Source organism: Streptomyces sp. SUK 48 (genome assembly GCF_009650765.1).
Lineage (GTDB): Bacteria > Actinomycetota > Actinomycetes > Streptomycetales > Streptomycetaceae > Streptomyces.
Window position 1 is genome coordinate 7713080 of record NZ_CP045740.1, and the last position, 19639, is coordinate 7732718.

Here is a 19639-nt window from a genome sequence, read left to right on the forward strand (position 1 = left end):
GCCGGACGGGGGCCATGGGGCCCTTTTCCGGTGACCATGGGCAGGCACGCGGCCCCTGGAACGAGTCCGACCGAGCCGGTCCAGAGAGCCCGGCCTCGACGACGCCCCGCCCCGGGCGCCGCGATACTGCCCGCCATGACAGCAACTCCCGCCGAGCCGACGGTCCCCTTCTCCCGCGTCAAGGTCCGTACGGGGGCTCTGGTCTTCCGCGGCGACGAGGTCGCCCTGATCCGCCGCGACCGCGCCGACTCTCCGCGCCACCCTCGCCGAACAGGAGCTGGACGAACCGCCCGACGGCAGCCACGAGATCGGCACCGTCGAATGGGGCGACCACCGCAAGACCGTCGCCCTGCCGCTCTTCCCGCCCATCGGAGCCGCGCCGACGGCGCTGGACCACCCTCGCGCCGCCGCCGGTGACGCCGTGAGGCTCCGTCAGGGCAGATCGATGGAACGCTCCTCGTCCAGAATTCGGTACCCCGCGCTGGTGTAGAGGCCCATGGCCACGTCGTTGCCGCCCCACACCGAGAACATCAGCGCCGATTCACCGGCCGCGAGGACGGCCCGCTCGCCGACCGCCATCGCGGCCCGCCCGTACCCCTTGCCGCGGTGTTCCTCCTGGATGTGCAGCGCGTACCCGTAGGTGACCCCCGGCAGATACCCGTGCCGCAGCCACGCCGTGCCGATCGGCTCGCCCGCTGCCTCCAGCACCAGGAGCGCGGTGTCGGGCGTCGCCGGCCCCTCGGGCAGCAGCGCCGCGAAGTCCTCGTCCGATTTACGCTCGGCCTCCTCGCGGCTCAGGGCTCCCGACCGGACGATGTCGCCGACGTAGGACGCCTTTTCGAGGGCGAGCCAGCCGGAATATTCGGCCGGTGTCATCGGCCGCGCGGTGACACCGTCGACCCGCTCGGGCGGGGCGTCCACATGCCGCGCCCGGATCTGCCCGCTGACGCGGAAACCGGCGAACACCTCGCGCGGGGCGGACCCGGTCCCTCGGTACGATCATCAGGATCATCCGCTCCGAGGAGTCCAGCCCAGTGACCGTCGCCCCACCGCCCCGCGCCGCCACCGGCGTCCTTCCGATGCGGACGCTGACCCGCGTCGAGTGCGACGAGCAGCTGTCGGCGCTGCTGTGGCGGGCGGGATCCGGCTGGCGGATGATCAGCAGCGCGGTTCTCGGCGGCGGCATCGGCGAGCGCTCCTGGGTCCTCAACGCCCAGGTCTCGCACGGTTACAGCCGCACCGACCCCGACGCCCATCTCGCGCGACTCGCCCAGGAGGCCGGGGCGCGGGGGCCGGGCGTCGGGCTGATGACGGCCGCCGACGTGCTGCGGTACGGCCGCGGGGACGACGACGGTGTCGAGGCGGTGGTCACCGCGGGCCTCGGCGTCCACGGCTGGGCCGCCACTCCCGCCCCGGGCACACCTCTGCCACCCGCCCCCGGCACCATCAACATCATCGCCGCCCTCCCCACCGCCCTGACCGACGCCGCCCTGGTCAACGCGGCCACCACCGCGACCGAGGCCAAGGTCCAGGCCCTCCTCGACTGCGGCTACGACTGCTCCGGCACCCCGACGGACGCGGTGTGCGTCGCCGCCTGGATCCCCCGGTCCGGCGAGGAGCCGCAGTCCTTCGCCGGCCCCCGCTCCCTGTGGGGCGCCCGGCTGGCCCGCGCGGTTCACGCCGCGGTGTGTGCCGCCGTGGAGCCGGTGCGCGGTGGCTCCCGCACCTCGGCCGCCGCGATGGCGGACCCCCGCCGACGCGACTCAGTCCCGCGCCAGCAGCAGCCGTGACATTCCCGCCGTGACCAGCAGCAGCGCGGCGACGGCCAGCAGCCCGACGCGCATCCCGGGGAGCGAGAAGCCGTCGCCGGAACCCGCGAGCAGGCCGCCGAACAGCGCGACGGCGAGGGCGCCGCCCAGTTGGCGCAGGGAGTTGAGCAGGCCCGAGACCGTTCCGGCGCGTTCCGCCGGGGCCGCGTCGATCAGCAGGGCGGTCAGCGCGGGCACCGCGACCGCGCCGCCCATGCTCAGCGGCAGCAGCAGGATGAGCACCAGCCACACCGGGGTGTCCCCGGCCAGCGGCAGCATGGCCAACATCGCGACGGTGAAGACCAGTTGGCCGACCACGATCACCGACCGTCGCCCGAACCGCTCCGCGAGCCGCGGCGAGACCAGATTCGTCGCCGTCACCACCGCCGACATCGGCACGAACATCAGCCCGGCCGCCGTCGCCGACATCCCCCGCAACTGCTGGTAGTACAGCCCGAGCAGGAAGATCCCGCCGTAGAAGGCGGCGTTGACGGCGAAACCGACCGCGAGCGGAACGGCCACCCGGCGATCCCTCAGCAGCGCCGGAGGGATCATGGGCTGCCGGTGCCGGGACTCCACGAGGCGGAACGCGAACCCGGAGACGACGGCGAGCGCGCCCGCGCCCAGCACGGGCCAGCTGGTCCAGCCCAGCCGGCCGCCCTCGATCACCGCGACGGCCAGCCCGGCCAGGGCCAGTACGGCGGTCAGCTGGCCCGGGCCGTCCAGCGCGGCGGGCCGGCGCGGCGAGCGCGGCACCCGTATCAGCAGCCCGAGAATCACCGCGCCCACCGGGAGGTTGAGCAGGAACACCGCCCGCCAGCCGGCCGACTCGGTGAGCAGCCCGCCCAGCACCGGACCCGCGGCCATCGCCACCGAACCGCCGACGGTCCACAGCGCGATGGCCCGCGCCCGCTCCCTGCTGTCCTCGTGCGCCTGCCGGATCAGCGCCAGCGAGGCCGGCAGCACGACCGCGGCGGCCCCGCCCTGCGCCACCCGCGCGGCGACCAGCACACCGATGCCCGGCGCCAGCGCGCAGCCGAGCGAGGCCAGGGTGAACAGGGCGACCCCCAGGCGTAGGCGCGCCGGGCGCCCGCGCGGTCGGCGACGGCACCGGCGGAGAGCATCAGCGCGGCGAACATCAGCGTGTACGCGTCCACCACCCACTGGAGCCCCGCCATCCCGCCGTCGAGGGACTCCCGGATCGAGGGCAGCGCGATGTTCACGGCGGACACGTCGATGGTGATCACGGTGAACCCGAGCAGCGAGGCGACCAGCGCGATCCCGGCCCGCCGGGGCGCCGTGGTATCGGCGCCCGCCTCGGCTGGTCGGGCACGGTCCGGGTGCCGTCGCCGCGGCCGCAGCACCGGCACCTCGGGCACGCGCCCGCGGGCGCCGGCGGCGGTCGGGGAGGGGGAAGGGGTGCCCGGCATGGTGGCCTCCTGGACGATCAGGCACGGTCGACGGTCTCCCGTCGGGGACGAATCGGCGGGCGGCCACGAACGCCGGGACCGCGGTCCGGTGTCACGCACCCCCTGGGTTCCGCGCCGTCGGGCCGCCCGCTCCGGGAACAACTCTGCCCCCTTGCCGTGCCGTTCGGCAGCCCGCGCCCCGCCCGGGGTGCGCCGTTCCAGGTCCTGACACGGCCCCCCAACACCCCGGGAGACCTGCCACAATTGACCGAATGGCAGCAGCGACAGACGTGCGGGGCACCGAACTCGGCAGATACCTCAAGGCCCGCAGGGCGCGGATACGCCCGGAGGACGTCGGCCTCCCGGCCGGCGCGGGCCTGCGCCGCACGCCCGGACTGCGCCGGGAGGAACTGGCCGCGCTCGCGGGTGTGAGCGTGGACTACTACATCCGGCTCGAACGAGGCCGGGAGACCAACCCCTCGACCGCCGTGGTCGATGCCCTCGGCCGCGCCCTGCGCCTGCGCGGCGACGGCTACGAACGCCTGCACGAACTGGCCGAGTTGGCCGCCGGCCGCACCGCCGAGCTCCCGGCCTGCGCGGACCACGCCGTCCGCGAGTCGGTCCTGCGCCTGCTGGAATCGGTACGCCCGCTGCCCGCCTACATCGTGAGCCGCTACAACCGCGTCCTGGCCGCCAACCCGCCGGGCCGGCGACTGCTGCCCGGCCTGTGGGACTGGCCCGAACACCAGCGCAACGTGACCCGTTACCTCTTCCTCCATCCGACGGGCAGAACGCTCTACGAACCCTGGGAGGACACCGTCGCCGTCTCGGTCGCCCACCTGCGGGCGGTCGCGGGCGCCGACCCGGACAACCCCGAGCTGACCACCCTCGTCGGCGAACTGGTCCTCAAGTCACCGGACTTCGCCCGCCTCTGGGAACGGTACGACGTCTGCGAGCGCGGCGGCGGCCAGAAGAACTTCCGGCACCCCAAGGTCGGACCCATGACCCTCACCTACGAGGTCATGCGGCTGGCACGGACGGGCGGTCAGCGGATGGTCGTCTACCAGGCCGCTCCCGGCACCGCCGACGAGGACGCCATGCTCGGGCTGGAGGACGCGGCACCCGAGCTCCGCCCGGCGGCCGAACCCGCCCCTCACCGGAGCTGAACAGCCGGTCAAACGGCCGGGCGCGCTCGTCCCCGGGACACCGGTCAGCGCCTGCCCCGGCGCATCCACCGCGCCCAGCGCTGGTGGCGGCTGACCGGAGGGGTGGCGGGCGCGGGCTCTCCGGGGCGGGGCTGCGCGGCGGCCGGTGGCGGTGCCGTGCCGTCCTGGGGCGGGCGGAGACCCTCGGTGGAGTAGCGAGTGGTCGCGATGCTGTCCACGATCTGCTGTTCGGTGAAGTCCTCCGAACCGGGCACATGGGGCACAAAACCTATGAGCACACCGTCACTGACGACCTCCGCGTCCAGCCCCGAGACCCCGTCGGTGTCCCACAGCGCCTCGATGCCCGTGTCCAGGACGACCCTGATGCCGAACGCGTAGACCCCGGCCTCGACGAGATGGGCCATGACTCCTCGGTCCCGCAACGCCGCCACCACCCGCTTGGCGCGCTCCTCGTCCATGGCGACCGCATCCCTTCGAGGCCGGCTCCGGAACGGCTGGGCCCGCTGTCCGTCGCTCGCCGGTACGGCGGGCGGCCTCGTGACCGACCCGTGACGCCTGTACCCATACTGAGACATTCCGAACGCGAGATCGGGGGCAGGCTGAAGTCGACCATGGTCCCCGCGGAGAACACCCGCAGGGCCATTGCACGACAAGGAGTGTTCATATGAGCAAGAAGCACGCATTCGCCGCCGTGGCCGCACTCGCGCTGGCGGTCACCGCGAGCGGGGGAGTCGCGGTGGCCGCACCCGCGACGGCCAAGAGCGAGATGCCCTCGGCCTGCCGTCCGGCCAACCACACGGCGACGATCAAGGCGGCGCCCGCCAGCTCGGGGCACAGCCACTACCGCGTGACCCTGACCGCGGCGCGCGGGTACGAGTCGTGTGTGCTGGCGGGTTCGCCCACCGGCGTACGGTTCTCGAACCACGGCAAGCAGACCGGTGTCGCGGCCGGGCACTACGGCGACCAGAAGACCAAGGTGACCTTCGGCCCGGGCCACCCGGTGCACTTCGACATCCAGGTTCCGAACATGCACCGCGGCACGGCCTCGAACGAGGCGTCGTTCACGCTTCGGGCCCCGGGCGGTGAGATCCCCGGTACGTCCTTCGCCGACGGTAAGTTCTCCGTCGCCTCCGGCACCCTGATCGGCCCGGTCCAGCGCGGCGCCTGACCGGCACCGCCTGACAGAGGAGTGTCCCGCGGCACACGGCCGCGGGACACTCCGGTGTGCGGAGAGGGCAGGATTTGAACCTGCGTGGACCCTTACGGATCCGACCTCCGAGACGCGCTCGCCGGTCCCCGATAAGCCACTCCGGGCACCTCTCCTCGCTCCCGGTTCCCGGTCTCCCGGGCTCCGTTCACATGAAGAAGAGTGGCAGACCCGGCTGACGCGGGACTGACGCGCAAGGCTCACAGGCGGGCCTTCACAGGCGGGCCTTCATGCTCTCGCAGACCCCGGGCACGTCCTCGATCCGGAAGTCGCCCCCGGCGGCGCGGAGCACACCGCGGTAGCGCCCGAAGAGCTGGAAGTAGTCGACCGCGAAGAGGCCGAGGTTGTGCTTCACCCGCTTACGGCCTTCCGGCTCGAAGACGACATCGAGGCGGCCGTCCCGGGAGGCGATGTGCCAGGGGGCCGACGGGTCGGCCGACGCGGGCTCGAAGACGATGTCACCGAGGGGCTCGCACCGGCCCGGTGACCACAGGCAGGACTCCTCCGGCTCCCCGGGCAGTTCGGGCCGCGCCGCGAAATTGGCCCCCACGAGCGGGCCGGTGTCCGTCGACGTCGCGAACGTACCCCAGACCCAGTCGGTCCGGTACGGCAGCAGCGAGCGGTGCTCGTCGAGTATCGCCAGATCGCGATCCGGCTCGAAGACGACCTCGGCGTCCCCGACCCGGAGCACTCCGGAGGCGGGGAAGGCGGCCTTGTGCGTGTACATGCTTCCACCCGGCAACCGCGAGCTCACCGAGAGCGGCGCGGTGGCCGCCGCGGCGTCGAGCTCCAGCGCGCCCCGGACGGCCGGGGCCTTCGCCGTCGGCGCGATGTCGATCTCGATCCGATGCCGCGCCGAGGCCCGCGAAAAGGCATAGGTGACCCGATACCCACCACGCTCGAACCGGCAGGCGCTCTCCAGCAATTCGGCAGGCAACACCGGACTGCCCCCGGCCGCGTTGGCCGCGTGCTGGTGAAGCGCTCCGCCCGCCCGGTCATAGGCATAGATCTCCGAACTGGCGAGATAGCCCGCGTCCTGGATGATCAGCGACGCGTACCAGTCCGGCTGCGACAGCGTGAACCCGACCCACTTCTTGAGCCGCATCCTCTTCCACCGCCGGACAAGCCCACCGCCGTACACCTCAAGAGGATCGGCCACAGCGGGCCGATCGGCCAGCCGGCCCCAACGACGCGTACCGCCCTCGACCAGGCGCTCAGGGGTGGACATGGCGGGTAGTCTGCCCAGGGCGCCGACGCGGGTCAACAGCGCGCGGACAGTGCGGTGTTGAGTCGCCGCCCCGGCCGCCGCGTCACGATGACGTCCACCGGCGCCGGAGCAGCCAAGCGTCCGGAGGCGGGGGCGGGTCAGCCCACCCGGCGGGGGATTCCCAGGGGGTTCGTGTTCTGGAGTTCCGGGGGGAGGAGGTCGTCGGGGCAGTCCTGGTAGGCGATCGGGACCAGCCAGCGGTCGATCGCCGTCGCGCCGACCGAGGTGTGCAGCGGGGCCGTCGTCGAGGGCCAGGGGCCGCCGTGGTGCATGGCCCAGCAGACGGCGACGCCGGTCGGCCAGCCGTTGTGGATGAGGCGGCCGACGCGGTGCCGCAGCGCCGTCAGCACCCGCGCGGCCGCCGCCGCGTCGCCGGGCGTGGCGTGCACCGAGCCGGTCAGGCTGCCGGGCAGGGACACCAGGACCTCGGTCAGGGATTCCAGGTCCGGGTAGGTCACGACCAGTCCGGCCGGGCCGAAGCACTCCTCGGCCAGGCTGTCGAGGCGGTCCGCGAAGGACTTCAGGGACAGCCGCCATACGCGCGGCGCCACCGCGAAGGAGTCGCCGCCCGCGCTTCCGGAGGCCAGCGGGAGGAGATCCGGGGCCTCGTCCCGTTCCGCCACCCCGGCCCGGTAGCCGTCCCGGATGCGGGACGTCAGCATCGCCCCGGTCGCGGTCGCGCCGACCCTGGCCGCGACGGCGTCGATCAGCGCACCCTCCTCGGGGACGAACAGCAGACCCGGGTTGGTGCAGAACTGGCCGGTGCCCAGGGTGAGCGACTGCGCGTACCCCTCCGCGATCTCCCCGGCGCGTTCGGCCGCCGCGCCCGGCAGGACCACCACCGGGTTGACGCTGCCGAGTTCGCCGTAGAACGGGATCGGCTCGGGCCGGGCGGCGGCGAGGTCGTACAACGCCCGCCCGCCGGATGGCGAGCCGGTGAAGCCGGCGGCCTTGACGGCCGGGTGGTTCACCAGCGCCGCCCCGGCCTCGAAACCGGTGACCAGGGCGAGGACTCCCTCGGGCGCCCCCGCCTCGCGCAACGCCCCGGCGACGATGCGCGCGACCGCGGCCGAGGTCCCCGGGTGCCCCTCGTGCGCCTTGACGACCACCGGGCAGCCGGCCGCGAGCGCGGAGGCCGTGTCGCCGCCCGCCACGGAGAAGGCGAAGGGGAAGTTGGAGGCGCCGAACACCGCCACCGGTCCGATCGCCTGCCGCATCCGGCGGATGTCGGGACGCCCGGCGGCCGGGTCGGCCGGGGTGAGTACGGCCTGCACATGGCCGCCGTCGCGCAGCACCTCGGCGAAGAGGCGGAGCTGACCACTGGTGCGGCCCACCTCGCCGGTCAGCCGGGCCTCCCCGAGCGCGGTCTCCGCGTCCGCGACGGCGACCAGTTCGTCACGGGCCGCGTCCAGCGCGTCGGCGGCGGCGTCCAGGGCGCGCGCCCGGTCGGCGGCGGGCACCGCGGACCAGACGGGGAACGCGCCGGCGGCGGCGCGCGCCGCCACGTCGACGTCCTGCGCGGTGGACACGGCGACCGGGTCGCCGACGGGCTCACCGGTACGCGGGCTGATACCCCGCAGCGGGGCGGACGTGGTGCCGGTCATCGATCGAACCTCCGGGCCGTATGGGGGAAGTGAGCATGAACTCGCGCGATTGATAGAGGAGTTGCGCGCCGCATCAGGCTTTACCGTCCGCGCCGTCCGCGCCGTCCGCGCCGTCATCCGCGTCCAGTGAAGGCGAGCAGAAAGCTCCGCCCAAGTAGATCTCGTCCAACGGGTCGTGGCGGCCCTCGAGTTCCCCGGCGAACCGCTCGGCGTCGTCCTGGGGCTCGTAGCCCAGCGCGCGTGCCTCGTCCAGCGAGAACCAGCGGCGGGTGTTGTCCGAGACGCCCCACACCACGCGGAACCCGGGCGAGGGCGCCGCGATCAGCGCCTCCATCAGGCGGGCGCAGTCGTCGGGGGAGAGCCAGGTAGCCAACTGGCGTGTCGCGACGGGGCGTTCGAAGCAGCCGCCGATGCGGACGCAGACCACGTCCAGGCCGTAGCGGTCGTGGTACAGGCTGCCCAGGGCCTCGGCGGCCACCTTGCTCACGCCGTAGTAGGTGTCGGGGCGGGGAAGAGATAGTCGGGCGCCTCGTCCTCGCTGCGGGGGTGGAACCCCACCGCGTGGCTGCTGCTCGCGATGATCACCCGGGGCACACCGGCCCGGCGGGCCGCTTCCAGGACCGTGCGGGTGCCGTTGATGTTGATGTCGAGAATCTCGTCCCACGGCCCCTCGACACTCAGCCCGCCGAGGTGGATCACCGCGTCCGCGCCGGTGAGGGCCTCGCGCATCGCCGGCAGGTCCGTCACCGACAGCCGGACGGTCTCCACGTCCTCGCCCTCGGCCACGCCGGGCACCGGTGCCACGTCGAGCAGCCGCAGGGTCCGGCCCTCGCGGGCCAGCCGGGGACGGAGCAGGGTGCCGACCCCTCCCGCGGCTCCGGTGATCACGATGCGCTGACTCACTCGCCTCATCTCCTTCGTGACGGCTCCGGTCCGGCTCCGCGGCGGCCGGCGTGTCCATGGGCGCCTTGACCGTACTCCGGGGCGAGTCTTACAGTTCACAGGCAAGTTCGCAAATGTGGAGCCTGTCTGCATATGTAGACGACGAGGAGTGTCACGTGCCCCTGTTCGACGGCGTGCTGTTCTTCCCGGTGACGCCCTTCGCGGCGTCGGGGCAGGTCGACCGGGAGGTGCTGGCCGAGCATCTGCGTCGCGGGATGGCCGCCGGCCCCGGCGGGGTCTTCGTCGCCTGCGGTACGGGCGAGTTCCACGCGCTGGGCCCCGAGGAGTACGGCGACGCGGTGCGCACCGCGGTCGAGACCGTGGCGGGCCGCGTCCCGGTGTACGCCGGCACCGGCGGCCCGCTGCCCCTGGCCCGCCGGTACGCGCGTATCGCCCAGGACGCGGGCGCCGACGGCCTCCTCCTGCTGCCGCCCTACCTGGTCGAGGCCCCGGCCGCCGGACTTGCCGCCTACGCGCGCGAGGTGGCGGACGCCGGCGAACTGCCGCTCATCGTCTACAACCGCTCCAACGCCCGCTTCGACGCCGCCACCGCCGCCGAACTGGCCCGCCACGACAAGGTGGTCGGTTTCAAGGACGGCGTCGGCGACCTCGACCGGCTCTCCCGCGTCGTGACCGCCGTACGCCATGAACTCGCGGGAACCGGAAAGGAGTTCCAGTTCTTCAACGGCATGCCCACCGCCGAGGTGACCGTCCCGGCCTACCGCGGCATCGGCGTCACCCTGTACTCCTCCGCCGTCTTCTGCTTCGCCCCCCGGATCTCCAACGCCTTCTATCGCGCGGTCGAGCAGGGCGACACGGGCCAAGTGGAGCGGCTCCAGCGGGAGTTCTTCCACCCGCTCGTGGCCCTGCGCGACCTCGTCCCGGGCTACGCCGTCGCACTGGTCAAGGCCGGCGTGCGCCAACAGGGCCTGGACGTCGGCGGGGTGCGCCCCCCGCTGGTCGACCCGGCCCCGAACACCTCGACGCCCTGCGCCGGATCACCGACGCGGGCCTGACCCTGGTGGAGGACTTCGCCCGATGAGCGACGCGATCCGTATCACCGACGTCACCGTCACCCCCGTCGCCTTCCGCGACCCGGCCCTGCTCAACGCGGTCGGTGTGCACGAGCCGTTCGCGCTGCGCGCGGTCCTGGAGGTGCACACCGACCAGGGGATCACCGGCCTCGGCGAGACCTACGCCGACGAGGGCCATCTGCGCCGGCTGCGGCGGGCCGCCGACGCCCTGGTGGGGCTCGACGTGTACCGGCTGGGCCGGATGCACGCCGCGGTCGCGGCCGCGCTCGGCGGCGACGCCGGCAGCGACGGCCACGGCCTCACCGGCGTGATCACCAGCAGCAGCACGGTGGACCGGGTCTTCTCGCCCTTCGAGGTCGCCTGCCTGGACATCCAGGGCAAGGCCGCCGGCCGGCCGGTCTCCGACCTGCTCGGCGGCGCCGTACGGGACCACGTTCCGTTCAGCGCCTACCTGTTCTACAAATGGGCCGCGCACCCCGGTGACGCGGACGACCCCTGGGGTGAGGCGCTCGGCCCCGAGGGCATCGTGGCGCAGGCCCGGCGCATGATCGACGACTACGGATTCACGGCCATCAAGCTCAAGGGCGGGGTCTTCCGGCCCGAGGAGGAGATCGAGGCGGTCCGCGCCCTGCGTGAGGCGTTCCCCGACCGGCCGCTGCGGCTCGACCCGAACGCCGCCTGGACGGTGGACACTTCACTGAGGGTCGCCCGCGAGCTCGACGGCGTCCTCGAATACCTGGAGGACCCCACACCGGGGCAGGAGGGCATGGCCCGGGTCGCCCGTGAGGCGCCCATGCCGCTCGCCACGAACATGTGCGTGGTCGCCTTCGACGAACTCCGGCCCGCCGTGGCCCTGGACGCGGTCCAGATCGTGCTCTCCGACCACCACTACTGGGGCGGCCTCCAGCGCTCGAAGGTGCTCGCCGGGATCTGCGACACGTTCGAGCTGGGCCTGTCCATGCACTCCAACTCGCATCTCGGCATCAGCCTTGCCGCGATGACCCATCTGGCGGCGGCCACGCCGAACCTGACGTACGCCTGCGACACGCACTGGCCGTGGAAGACCGAGGAGGTCGTCGCGCCGGGCGTCCTGGAGTTCCGCGACGGCTCCGTCGCCGTACCCACCGGCCCCGGTCTCGGCGTCGAACTCGACCGCGACGCGCTGGCCCGCCTGCACGAGCAGTACGTCGCCTGCGGCCTGCGCAACCGCGACGACACCGGCTATATGCGGCGCGTCGATCCGTCGTACGAGAAGAAGGTCCCGCGCTGGTGAGGCGCCCGGTCCGTGTGGAGTGAGGCGCCCGGTCCGTGTGGAGTGAGGCGCCCGGTCCGTGTGGAGTGAGGCGGCCGGGACGCGCGCGGAGAGGGCTGCGCGTGCGGAACGGACCTCAGCGGATGCCGTTGCGCCGCAGGGTCCCCGCCAGCGCCGCGGCGTGCCGGGTGACCGCCTCCGCGACCCGTTCGATCTCCTGGTCCGTGGCGTGGTCCAGCGGGATCGAGCAGCTGATCGCGTCGGTCGCCGGGATGCGGTACGACACCGTCGCGGCGACGCAGCACAGCCCTGGCGTGTTCTGCTCGCTCTCCAGCGCCCAGCCCCGGGTACGCGTCTGCTCCAGTTCCTCGCGCAGGGCCGGGCGGCGGGTGACCGTGTGCGGGGTGAGCGCCTCCAGGGGCTGCTCGGGCAGCAGCGCGTCCACCTCCCGCGCGGTCAGCTCGGAGAGCAGCGCCTTGCCGAGGGCCGTGGCGTGCGCCGGGAGCCGGCGGCCCACGCGGGAGGTCAGCCGGCGGGAGTCCGTGGCCTCGCGGGTGGCGAGATAGATGACGTTCGAGCCGTCCAGACGGGCGTAATGGGTGGTGTAGCCGACGTCCGCGCGCAACTGCTCGATCCGGCGCACCGCGTGCGGCAGCGCCGGGTCCCGGTCCAGGTACGCCGTGCCGCACAGCAGGGCGCGCGGGCCGATGCCGAAGCCGGCCGCCTCGCCGCCCTCCTCGACCTCGATCCACTTCAGCGCCACCAGGGTGCGCAGCAGCGCGTACAGGCTTGAGCGCGGGTAGCCGGTGAGCTCCTGGAGCCGGCCCAGGGTGAGCCGCTCCGGCGAGGCCGCCAGCACTTCCATGATCTGGACGGTGCGCTCCGCCGACTTCACCGGCCCGCGCCCGGCCTCACTCGTCCCGGTCACGGCGTCTTCTCCCCGTCGCGTCAACGGAAACCTCCGAAACATCGACCGCCCCTGTATGCGAGGCTCACGTGCGCGCTGAAAAGCATGGATGAGAATTGAGTCTACGTACGTAGACAGCTAGGTCAAGTCGAGCTTCTATCTCCCCTCACATGTCGGGATACAGCGCCGCGGTCTTCGTCGCCTACAGCCGGGCACCATGGCAGTGGAAGCAGAAGGCGATCCGGAAGAGCGGTCCGGTGGCGCCGTGAGCGCGGACACCCCAGGATGACGGATCGCTGACACCGGGACGGCACGTGGACGATGATGATCAGACCACATTGGCCATGGCGAGGGAGTCCGCGTGCCCGGAGGCGTTCGGAACGGACTGATCATCTTCCTGAACGGGACGTCGAGTTCAGGCAAGTCCAGCATCGCGAGGGAGCTGCTGGAGGTGATGGAGGAGCCGGGCTTCCATCTGCCGGTGGACGCCTTCCACGCGATGCGGACGCGCCGAAAGGTCGATCCGGACGAGTTGCCCGGCATTCTGCGGCGCACCTGGGCGGGCTTTCACCGCGCGGTCGCCGGCATGGCCGCGGCCGGCAACCACGTCGTGGTCGATCATGTGCTCAGCGAGGAATGGCGCCTGCTGGACTGCCTGGAGCTCTCCACCGCGAAAGACGTCGTCCTCGTCGGTGTGCGGTGCTCGCCGGAGGAACTCCACCGGCGCGAACAGGCCCGCGGCGACCGCCCAAAGGGCCTGGCGGCACGGCAGTTGGAACTCGTCCACGCCCACGGCCGGTACGACATCGAATGCGACACCACCACGATGAGCCCCCGGGACTGCGCCCGCCGGATCAGCGCCTTCCTGTCCCGGCGCCCGACCCCGACGGCGTTCGAGCAGCTCCGCGCGGAACTGCGCCCCGATCTGACGGCTCCCGGTCCAGCGGCGATTGCGCTGCCCTGAGGCTGCCGGGCGACTCTGCCCGGGTCCTCCGCCGCGGCGGACGCGCGGCCCCGTCCCGCGCATCCGCCACGCTCCCGACGAGGGGAACTCACATGGTGCCGGGACCGCTCGTCGGGATCTGCGGTGCCGTCGGGATGTAGTGCTGGGCCAGGTTGGCGTCACGGTTGTGCGCGCTGTGGTGTTCGCCCTCGCGGGCCTCGTACTCCTCGATGTCCCGGCGGCCCGAGACGGTGTCCTGAATACGCGTCATGACGCGGGTGAGCAGACTCTTCATCAGTGTTCCCCCAGGTGAACGTGGTCTTATCGGAAATTGTGCAGCAGTTTCCCGGCCGTACGCGCACCTTCTGAGCTGAACTTGAGCCAACGCGTCACCCGACCCGTGCGGCGATGGCCCGGGCGCACTCCACCGCCTCCGTGTGCGTGGTGTCGACTTCCAGGTCGTACGTCACGCCCCGGTGGACCGCCGCCGCCTGAGTGGCCGCCATCCCCACGGCCCGGTCGCCCCGCGCGAGTTCACGGCCGGCGGCGACCGCGGCCTCGCAACGGACCCCCACCCACAGCACCCGCAGCCCGTCGAGCGCCTTCTGCCATCGCTGCTGGGAGTACGGTCCGCCGAGGAAGACCTCGTCGACGACGATCCGCGCGCCCGCACGGGCCATCGCGGCGATCCCCTCGATCCACGCCGCCTCCAGCGCCCGGAACCCGGGCCCGACACCGACCTGTCCGTCGGCGGCGAACTCGATACCGGCGTCCGACGCCCGCATGGCCGGTGGCAGCGCCGCCACCATCGTGTCCGTCCCGAGCGCCAGCCAGGGATCCGGCAGGATCGCCTGGAGGCACCGGATGATCCCGGACTTGCCCGAGCTGGAACCGCCGTTGACCACGATCACCTGAGTCGTCACCGCGCCACAGTAGAGGCGCCGGTGCGACCCGCGAAACGTGTTTCCGCCGGGCGTACCCGGCTGGCTCTGGGGCGGAGAGGGCAGGATTTGAACCTGCGTGGGCCGCGAAGGGCCCGACCATGAGGCGTGGCTCGGTGGTCCCCGATAAGCCGCTCCGGGCACCTCTCCCTGTTCCCGGCCCCGGGCGGTGCCCCGAACCGTTCACAGGAGAGAGAGTGACACGGTCCGCTGACGTGGGACTGACGCGGCACCGGCGCTTCCGAGCCCCGCCCGGCCTATGACCGCGCACGCACCCCGTCGAGCAGCTCCAGCTCCCGAGGCGTGAACTGGGGCCCCTCCAACTGCGGCCGGAGCGGCCCCAGCAGAGCGGAGAGCAGCACGCCGGGGCGGACCAAGGACGTGGGCGGAGCTTGCAGCGTCAGCACGTCGGTCAGGGCCGTGGCCGTGCGGAAGGAGCCGGTCGCGGTGCGCGAGAGGCGGCTGACGTACCGCTGGAGCAGCCGGTCGGCGAAGTGGGGGTTCCTGCCGGTGGTCGTGGCGAAGTGGATGTCCTGCCCGACGGTCAGCGCCCACGCCGCCTCGACCGGCCGTGCGATCGCCCGCTGGGCACGCCGGGACAATCCCGGGACCAGGCCGCCGCGGGCCAGGTCACGCAGCGCCAGCGCCCCCCGCGCGATCACCGAAAGGCCCTGCCCGTACACGGGATTGAAGGCCGCCACGGAGTCGCCCAGCGCCACCAGCCCGTCGGGCCAGGACGCGAGCCGCTCGTAGTAGTGGCGCCGGTTGGCCGTGCTGCGCGTGATGCTGACGTCCGTGAGCGGCTCGGCCAGTTCCAGCAGGTCGGCGATGACCGGGTGCCGCAGGGTGCGCGCGAAGGGCTCGAAGGCGTCCGCGTCCCGGGTGGGCCGCCCGCCGGGAGCGCCCATCAGGCTGACGTGCCAGCGGTCGCCCTCGATCGGCAGGATGCCGCCGGCCCTGGCGGGCTCGGGCAGCCGTGGGTCGGCGTTCACGCTGACCACCGGCCAGCCGCGGGTGGGCACGGGCGCGCGGTACATGCGGCTCGCGTAGACCAGGCCGGAGTCCACGCGGTCCTCGGCGAGTCCGCCGATGCCCAGCTCGGCGAGCCAGTGGGGCAGACGGGAGGCCCGGCCGGACGCGTCGATCACCAGATCGGCACGCAGTTCGCTCTCGTGCTCGCCCGCACCCTCGCCCGCGGTCCGGACGCGCACTCCGGTGACCCGTCGCCCGTCGCCGAGCAGCCCGACCGCCCTGGCCCGCGTACGGACGCTGACGTGAGGTTCCTTGAGCACCCGCTCCCTGATGACATGGTCCGTGAGGTCCCGGCTCGCGGTCAGCAGCCGGTGGGTGGCGCGCCGCCAGCGCCGGTACCAGCCCTCGGGCGAGTAGATGACCATGTTGGTGGTCACCGGTATGCGATGTGCCCCCGCGACCGCCAACTGGTCGACCACGCCGGGCAGCAACTCCTCCAGCGCGTCCACACCCCCGGACTGGAAGAGATGGATATGTACGGCCTGCGGGACGCCGACGCGCGGTTCCGGCCCCTCGGGAAGATCGCCGGACTCGATGATCTCCACCGATCCCACCTGGTCCTTGACGGCGGCCGCGGCGAGCATGCCGGCCATACTGCCCCCGATGACGACGGCGCGGGCGGGGCGGTGCCGGATGGCTTCACTCATGGTCGGCTGCTTTCTGCGGGGAGACGGGGGTGTGCGCGGAGATCTTGGACCACGGGCGAGCCGGGCGCGCGGGACAGCGGGACCAGGTCCTCGGCACGCCAGCCCGTCGGGCCGGGCGTGGCCGGCATCCGGCCGGGGTGGCGTACCGCCGCTCCAGGGTGCGGGCGACCGGATGACCGTTGCGGGCTACGACGGCCTACGGGCCGCCGTACCCCACCGAGCCCGCGTTCATACGCTGTCGGACGGGACGGGGGTGGCCTGGTGGTAGTACATCTGCCAGGTCCCGTCCGCGTCCCGCTTGCGCCAGAGCGAACTGCGCCGTGCCCGGTCGCCGTCCAGCGTGGTCTCGTAGGTGAGATGCACCAGGCCGGGCGCCAGCAGGACACCGGCGAACTCCGAGGGCTCGTAGCGCGGGCCGCTCTCCGTGGCACCGTCCATCTCGGGCATCGCGGCCAGTATCTCGTCGTACGTCCACCGCCGCCCCGAAGAGCCGACCTCCACGAAGTCCGGGGCCAGCAGCTGCCGGGCGAGCGGGCGTGACACGCGCACGGTGGGATCCATCAGACGCAGTTCGCCCGCGATCGCCTGGTTTACCTCATCGACCTCTCGGCTCATACGGGCATCTTCGCGCAGGCGACCGGGCCCGTCGCACGCCGGGTCACTGGGGCGACGGCCAGGCTTTCTTCCTCGCCGTTCAGGGCTTCTGATACGCCCTTACCTGTGAGGTAATCGCGCGGCTCGGCCGGGCGCGGCACAGTGGAGTCATCGGGTTCCGGGCCGGCGCACTCCGGCCCGGGACCCGATCCGATGTGTGCGGCGCGGGCGAGTCGAGCGGCGAAGAGCAGCGGGCCCCGGGCGGTGGGGCGTGGCGGAGAGGGCAGGATGTGAACCTGCGTGGGCCCCGGGAGGCCCGACCTCGAGACATGCTCGCTGGTCCCCGATCAGCCACTCCGGGCACCTCTCCTCGTGTCCGGCGGCGGGTGCTCCGCCCGCCGCCGTTCACATGGAAGAGCGTGGCAGAGGGTGCTGACACGATGCTGACGCCCGCTGCCGGGGCGGGAGTTCACGCGTCGGCGAGCAGGGGGTCGTACGGCGTGGAGAGCCGGCGGCCGGACATGAAGGACAGGAAGTCCCGGACGAAGGCGCTGCGGGTGTAGACGGTGGTGCCGGTGTCGGCATCGCCGGTGGTGTCACGGTGGAACGCCGTGCGGAACAGAGCGCGGTACTCGGTCTCGTCGATGCGCTGGTCGCCGTCCTTGTCGGCGGTGTCGAAGAGGACTTCGGCGGTCCTGATCAGCGCGGGTGTGGCCAGGGAGGGCGCGGCCGCGGCGTACTCCTCGGCGCTGACGCGGCCGTCGCCGTCGGTGTCGAGAGCCGTCTGGAGCTCGCGCCACCAGTCGGCGAAGGCGTCGTAGAGCCGGTTCTCGGCGGCTTCGTCCAGGTCGAGCCGGCCGCACAACTCCCGTGCCATGGCGGCGAGATCGGGCCAGGTGAGGTATCCGTCGCCGGTCTGGTCGAGTACGTCGCGGAAGAACTCCTCCGCGCTGCGCTGTCCCGACGGTGGTGCCGCGGGGGCGGGCTGGAAGGACGTCGGGGTGATGAGGCGGAGCAGCGCGCCGGCCCGCCGCATCCGCTCGTGCAGCGCCGTGACGGTCCTGGCCCGGGGGTCGTCGCCGCCGGGGGAGAGGGCCAGCAGATCGGCGACGTTCTGGGCCCTGAGCCAGCCCTCGGGCAGGAAACGGGCCAGGTCGGCCGCCAGGTAGGCGCCCTGCATCAGGGCTCCCGCGCCGAGGACTTCCGGCAGGCCGGCCCGGCGGCGGAACGGTTCGGGGAGGGACGCCACCGTGATCGTTCCGATGGCGGGCCCGACGACGGCCCGGCCGAGTGCCCACAGGGTGGGAAGGCCGTGGAGCAGCGGGGGAGCGGGAAGGTGGTCGAAGAGCTTGTAGAGGATGATGCGCATCGCCTCGGTGTTCTCCAGTTCCTCCTCCACCATGCGGTCGTAGTAGGACCAGAACTCCGTCAGTTTGGGAGGCAGTTGACCGGCCTCGTCGCCGAAGGCCGCGTGGTACGCCCGGAATTCGGTGTACAGCCGCTCCACCGCGCTCGGCGGCAGCGGCCGGCCGCTCAACCGGCACATGGTGACGGCGCTTTCGAACAGCGTCGCGACCACCCAGGCCCGTACGCCGGGGTCCATCGCGTCGTAGGGACGGTCGTTCGCGTCCCTGCCCGTCAGCCGTGTGTGCAGGCGATTGAGCCGCGCCGCCTCCTTGGCGCGCACCTCGTCGTCGGCGCCGAACATGCGCTGGAGGCTCAGGAACGTGTTGCGCAACCGGCGCCAAGGGTGGGTGACAAAAGTCGAGTTGTCGATCAGCGCGCCGCCGATCTGCGGATGCGCGGCCTCCAGCACGGTGGCCCGGACCAGGGCGAAGGCCCAGCGCGGGTCGTCGAAGAGCTCGTGGAACTGCGATCCCGGCCCGAACAGGGGCGGTTGTGCGGTGCCGTCGGCTGTGTTGCTCACGGTCACGGTTCTCCGTTCTGCTTCGGCAGCGGGCCCAGGCCGCCGAACCGGCGCTGGCGCTGCTGATAGGTGTGCAGGCAGTCAAGGAAGTGCGGTGCGCGGAAGTCGGGCCACAGGACGGGCGGGAAGACCCATTCGGCGTAGGCGACCTGCCAGAGCATGAAGTTGGAGATGCGCTGTTCCCCCGAGGTACGGATGACCAGATCGACGTCCGGTGTGTCCGGGAAGGGCAGGTGAGCGGCGAAACTCTCCTCGGTCACGGCCTCGGCCGGTACCCCGCTGCGGATGAGGGATCGGGCCGCCGCCACGATGTCCCGGCGACCGCCGTGATCGAAGGCGACGGTCAGGGTCATGCCCCGGTTCGTGCCGGTCAGGGTCGTCAGGTCGGCGAAGTCCTGGGTCAGCGCCGGGGGGATGCGCGGGTGGCTCACGCCGAGGAAACGGCAGCGGATCCCCCGCGCCTGCAACAGCGGGGCGTGCTTGCGCACCGCGTGCCGTACCAGCCGCATGAGAAAGGTGACTTCGGCATCGGGCCGACGCCAGTTCTCCGTGGAGAACGCGTACAGGCTCAGCCACTCCACCCCGGCCGACCGCGCCGCCTCGATGACGTCGATCACCGTGCTCTCCGCGGCCCGGTGGCCTGCCGTACGCGGCAATGAACGCTGGGCCGCCCACCGGCCGTTCCCGTCCATCACGCACGCGACATGCCGAGGAACCGGACGCCTGCCGGAACCCTCGGGCGAGGAGCCCGCGCCCTCGACGGCCGACCGAGACGCCATGCCTTCCCCCCACCCCACGCGACACCGGCCGCCCACCACCCGGAAGCCGGCCTCCACCCCGTCACGCACCCGTCCCGACGTGTGCGTATGAGCTGATCACCACATGGAAGGTTGCCATCTCGCGCTCGCACACGGCGTGCTGGCGGAGGAGATTCACCCTTGGTGCGGGCGTTCGAGCCG

20 protein-coding genes and 3 pseudogenes are annotated in these 19639 nt (G+C 72.6%); 6 read left to right on the top strand and 17 right to left on the bottom strand.

All coding sequences use genetic code 11. The features are described 5' to 3' along the window. Positions 1 to 432 precede the first annotated feature (432 nt). The gene (locus tag GHR20_RS34290) at positions 433 to 966 is read right to left on the bottom strand and encodes a GNAT family N-acetyltransferase (RefSeq protein ID WP_153815437.1); all 534 of its coding nucleotides are present in this window, start codon (positions 964 to 966) and stop codon (positions 433 to 435) included. Between the two features lie 113 nt (positions 967 to 1079). On the opposite strand from GHR20_RS34290, the gene GHR20_RS34295 reads away from it, so the two are divergent. Then, a complete protein-coding gene (locus GHR20_RS34295) occupies positions 1080 to 1790 on the top strand; it encodes an adenosylcobinamide amidohydrolase (protein WP_153816257.1) in 711 nt (236 codons plus the stop codon). On the opposite strand, the gene GHR20_RS34300 is transcribed toward GHR20_RS34295, so the two are convergent. Then, the gene (locus tag GHR20_RS34300; protein ID WP_343336044.1) at positions 1764 to 2867 is read right to left on the bottom strand and encodes an MFS transporter; all 1104 of its coding nucleotides are present in this window, start codon (positions 2865 to 2867) and stop codon (positions 1764 to 1766) included. The two genes, GHR20_RS34295 and GHR20_RS34300, sit on opposite strands and share 27 nt — an antisense overlap. Then, the gene (locus GHR20_RS38425) at positions 2750 to 3238 is read right to left on the bottom strand and encodes a hypothetical protein (RefSeq protein ID WP_343336046.1); all 489 of its coding nucleotides are present in this window, start codon (positions 3236 to 3238) and stop codon (positions 2750 to 2752) included. The genes GHR20_RS34300 and GHR20_RS38425 overlap by 118 nt, the downstream gene beginning before the upstream one ends. A gap of 251 nt (positions 3239 to 3489) precedes the next feature. Here GHR20_RS38425 and GHR20_RS34305 point away from each other — a divergent pair, with 251 nt between their 5' ends. Next, positions 3490 to 4383, top strand: coding sequence for a helix-turn-helix domain-containing protein (locus tag GHR20_RS34305; protein ID WP_153815438.1), 894 nt, complete (start codon positions 3490 to 3492; stop codon positions 4381 to 4383). Between the two features lie 44 nt (positions 4384 to 4427). On the opposite strand, the gene GHR20_RS34310 is transcribed toward GHR20_RS34305, so the two are convergent. Continuing rightward, complete coding sequence (locus tag GHR20_RS34310; RefSeq protein WP_153815439.1) at positions 4428 to 4841, bottom strand: hypothetical protein; 414 nt, start codon at positions 4839 to 4841, stop codon at positions 4428 to 4430. Positions 4842 to 5047: 206 nt separating this feature from the next. On the opposite strand from GHR20_RS34310, the gene GHR20_RS34315 reads away from it, so the two are divergent. After that, complete coding sequence (locus tag GHR20_RS34315; RefSeq protein ID WP_153815440.1) at positions 5048 to 5551, top strand: DUF4232 domain-containing protein; 504 nt, start codon at positions 5048 to 5050, stop codon at positions 5549 to 5551. Between the two features lie 59 nt (positions 5552 to 5610). Here GHR20_RS34315 and GHR20_RS34320 read toward each other — a convergent pair. From GHR20_RS34320 to GHR20_RS37885, 5 genes and pseudogenes are all read right to left on the bottom strand, one after another. Beyond that, positions 5611 to 5706 (bottom strand): annotated as a pseudogene (locus GHR20_RS34320). Positions 5707 to 5804: 98 nt separating this feature from the next. After that, a complete protein-coding gene (locus GHR20_RS34325; RefSeq protein ID WP_243878215.1) occupies positions 5805 to 6695 on the bottom strand; it encodes a DUF2804 domain-containing protein in 891 nt (296 codons plus the stop codon). A 260-nt stretch (positions 6696 to 6955) separates the two neighbouring features. Further along, positions 6956 to 8461 (bottom strand): aldehyde dehydrogenase (NADP(+)), encoded by a 1506-nt coding sequence (locus tag GHR20_RS34330; protein WP_153815442.1) that lies wholly within the window; start codon positions 8459 to 8461, stop codon positions 6956 to 6958. 73 nt (positions 8462 to 8534) lie between these two features. Then, the gene (locus GHR20_RS37880; protein ID WP_243878216.1) at positions 8535 to 8948 is read right to left on the bottom strand and encodes a hypothetical protein; all 414 of its coding nucleotides are present in this window, start codon (positions 8946 to 8948) and stop codon (positions 8535 to 8537) included. Beyond that, positions 8945 to 9364 (bottom strand): NAD(P)-dependent oxidoreductase, encoded by a 420-nt coding sequence (locus GHR20_RS37885; protein ID WP_243878217.1) that lies wholly within the window; start codon positions 9362 to 9364, stop codon positions 8945 to 8947. Before GHR20_RS37885 ends, GHR20_RS37880 begins: the two co-directional genes overlap by 4 nt. Before the next feature lie 113 nt (positions 9365 to 9477). On the opposite strand from GHR20_RS37885, the pseudogene GHR20_RS34340 reads away from it, so the two are divergent. Together GHR20_RS34340 and GHR20_RS34345 are read left to right on the top strand one after the other, a co-directional pair. Beyond that, positions 9478 to 10445 (top strand): annotated as a pseudogene (locus GHR20_RS34340) (5-dehydro-4-deoxyglucarate dehydratase). Beyond that, positions 10442 to 11710 carry a glucarate dehydratase family protein gene (locus GHR20_RS34345; protein WP_153815443.1) on the top strand — a complete coding sequence of 423 codons (1269 nt, stop codon included), beginning with the start codon at positions 10442 to 10444 and terminating at the stop codon, positions 11708 to 11710. Before GHR20_RS34340 ends, GHR20_RS34345 begins: the two are co-directional and overlap by 4 nt. A 115-nt stretch (positions 11711 to 11825) precedes the next feature. Here the strand turns inward: GHR20_RS34345 and GHR20_RS34350 are convergent, their stop codons facing one another. Then, positions 11826 to 12617 (bottom strand): IclR family transcriptional regulator, encoded by a 792-nt coding sequence (locus tag GHR20_RS34350; RefSeq protein WP_208446857.1) that lies wholly within the window; start codon positions 12615 to 12617, stop codon positions 11826 to 11828. 340 nt (positions 12618 to 12957) lie between these two features. Between GHR20_RS34350 and GHR20_RS34355 the strand changes: the two genes are divergently transcribed. Further along, entirely contained in the window at positions 12958 to 13560 is a 603-nt protein-coding gene (locus GHR20_RS34355; RefSeq protein ID WP_194859067.1) for an AAA family ATPase, read from the top strand. A gap of 88 nt (positions 13561 to 13648) precedes the next feature. Here the strand turns inward: GHR20_RS34355 and GHR20_RS34360 are convergent, their stop codons facing one another. The 7 genes and pseudogenes from GHR20_RS34360 to uppS all read right to left on the bottom strand — a co-directional run bounded on the left by GHR20_RS34360 (position 13649) and on the right by uppS (position 19372). Continuing rightward, entirely contained in the window at positions 13649 to 13834 is a 186-nt protein-coding gene (locus GHR20_RS34360; RefSeq protein WP_153815446.1) for a hypothetical protein, read from the bottom strand. 94 nt (positions 13835 to 13928) lie between these two features. Further along, the gene (gene cpt, locus GHR20_RS34365; protein ID WP_153815447.1) at positions 13929 to 14462 is read right to left on the bottom strand and encodes a chloramphenicol phosphotransferase CPT; all 534 of its coding nucleotides are present in this window, start codon (positions 14460 to 14462) and stop codon (positions 13929 to 13931) included. A 72-nt stretch (positions 14463 to 14534) separates the two neighbouring features. After that, positions 14535 to 14630 (bottom strand): annotated as a pseudogene (locus GHR20_RS34370). Between the two features lie 107 nt (positions 14631 to 14737). Beyond that, complete coding sequence (locus tag GHR20_RS34375; RefSeq protein WP_243878218.1) at positions 14738 to 16159, bottom strand: FAD-dependent oxidoreductase; 1422 nt, start codon at positions 16157 to 16159, stop codon at positions 14738 to 14740. 228 nt (positions 16160 to 16387) lie between these two features. Continuing rightward, positions 16388 to 16774 (bottom strand): nuclear transport factor 2 family protein, encoded by a 387-nt coding sequence (locus GHR20_RS34380; protein WP_111582832.1) that lies wholly within the window; start codon positions 16772 to 16774, stop codon positions 16388 to 16390. Positions 16775 to 17222: 448 nt separating this feature from the next. Next, positions 17223 to 18686 carry an oxygenase MpaB family protein gene (locus GHR20_RS34385; protein WP_153815448.1) on the bottom strand — a complete coding sequence of 488 codons (1464 nt, stop codon included), beginning with the start codon at positions 18684 to 18686 and terminating at the stop codon, positions 17223 to 17225. Continuing rightward, complete coding sequence (gene uppS / locus GHR20_RS34390; RefSeq protein WP_243878219.1) at positions 18683 to 19372, bottom strand: polyprenyl diphosphate synthase; 690 nt, start codon at positions 19370 to 19372, stop codon at positions 18683 to 18685. The genes GHR20_RS34385 and uppS overlap by 4 nt, the downstream gene beginning before the upstream one ends. Positions 19373 to 19639: the final 267 nt, after the last annotated feature.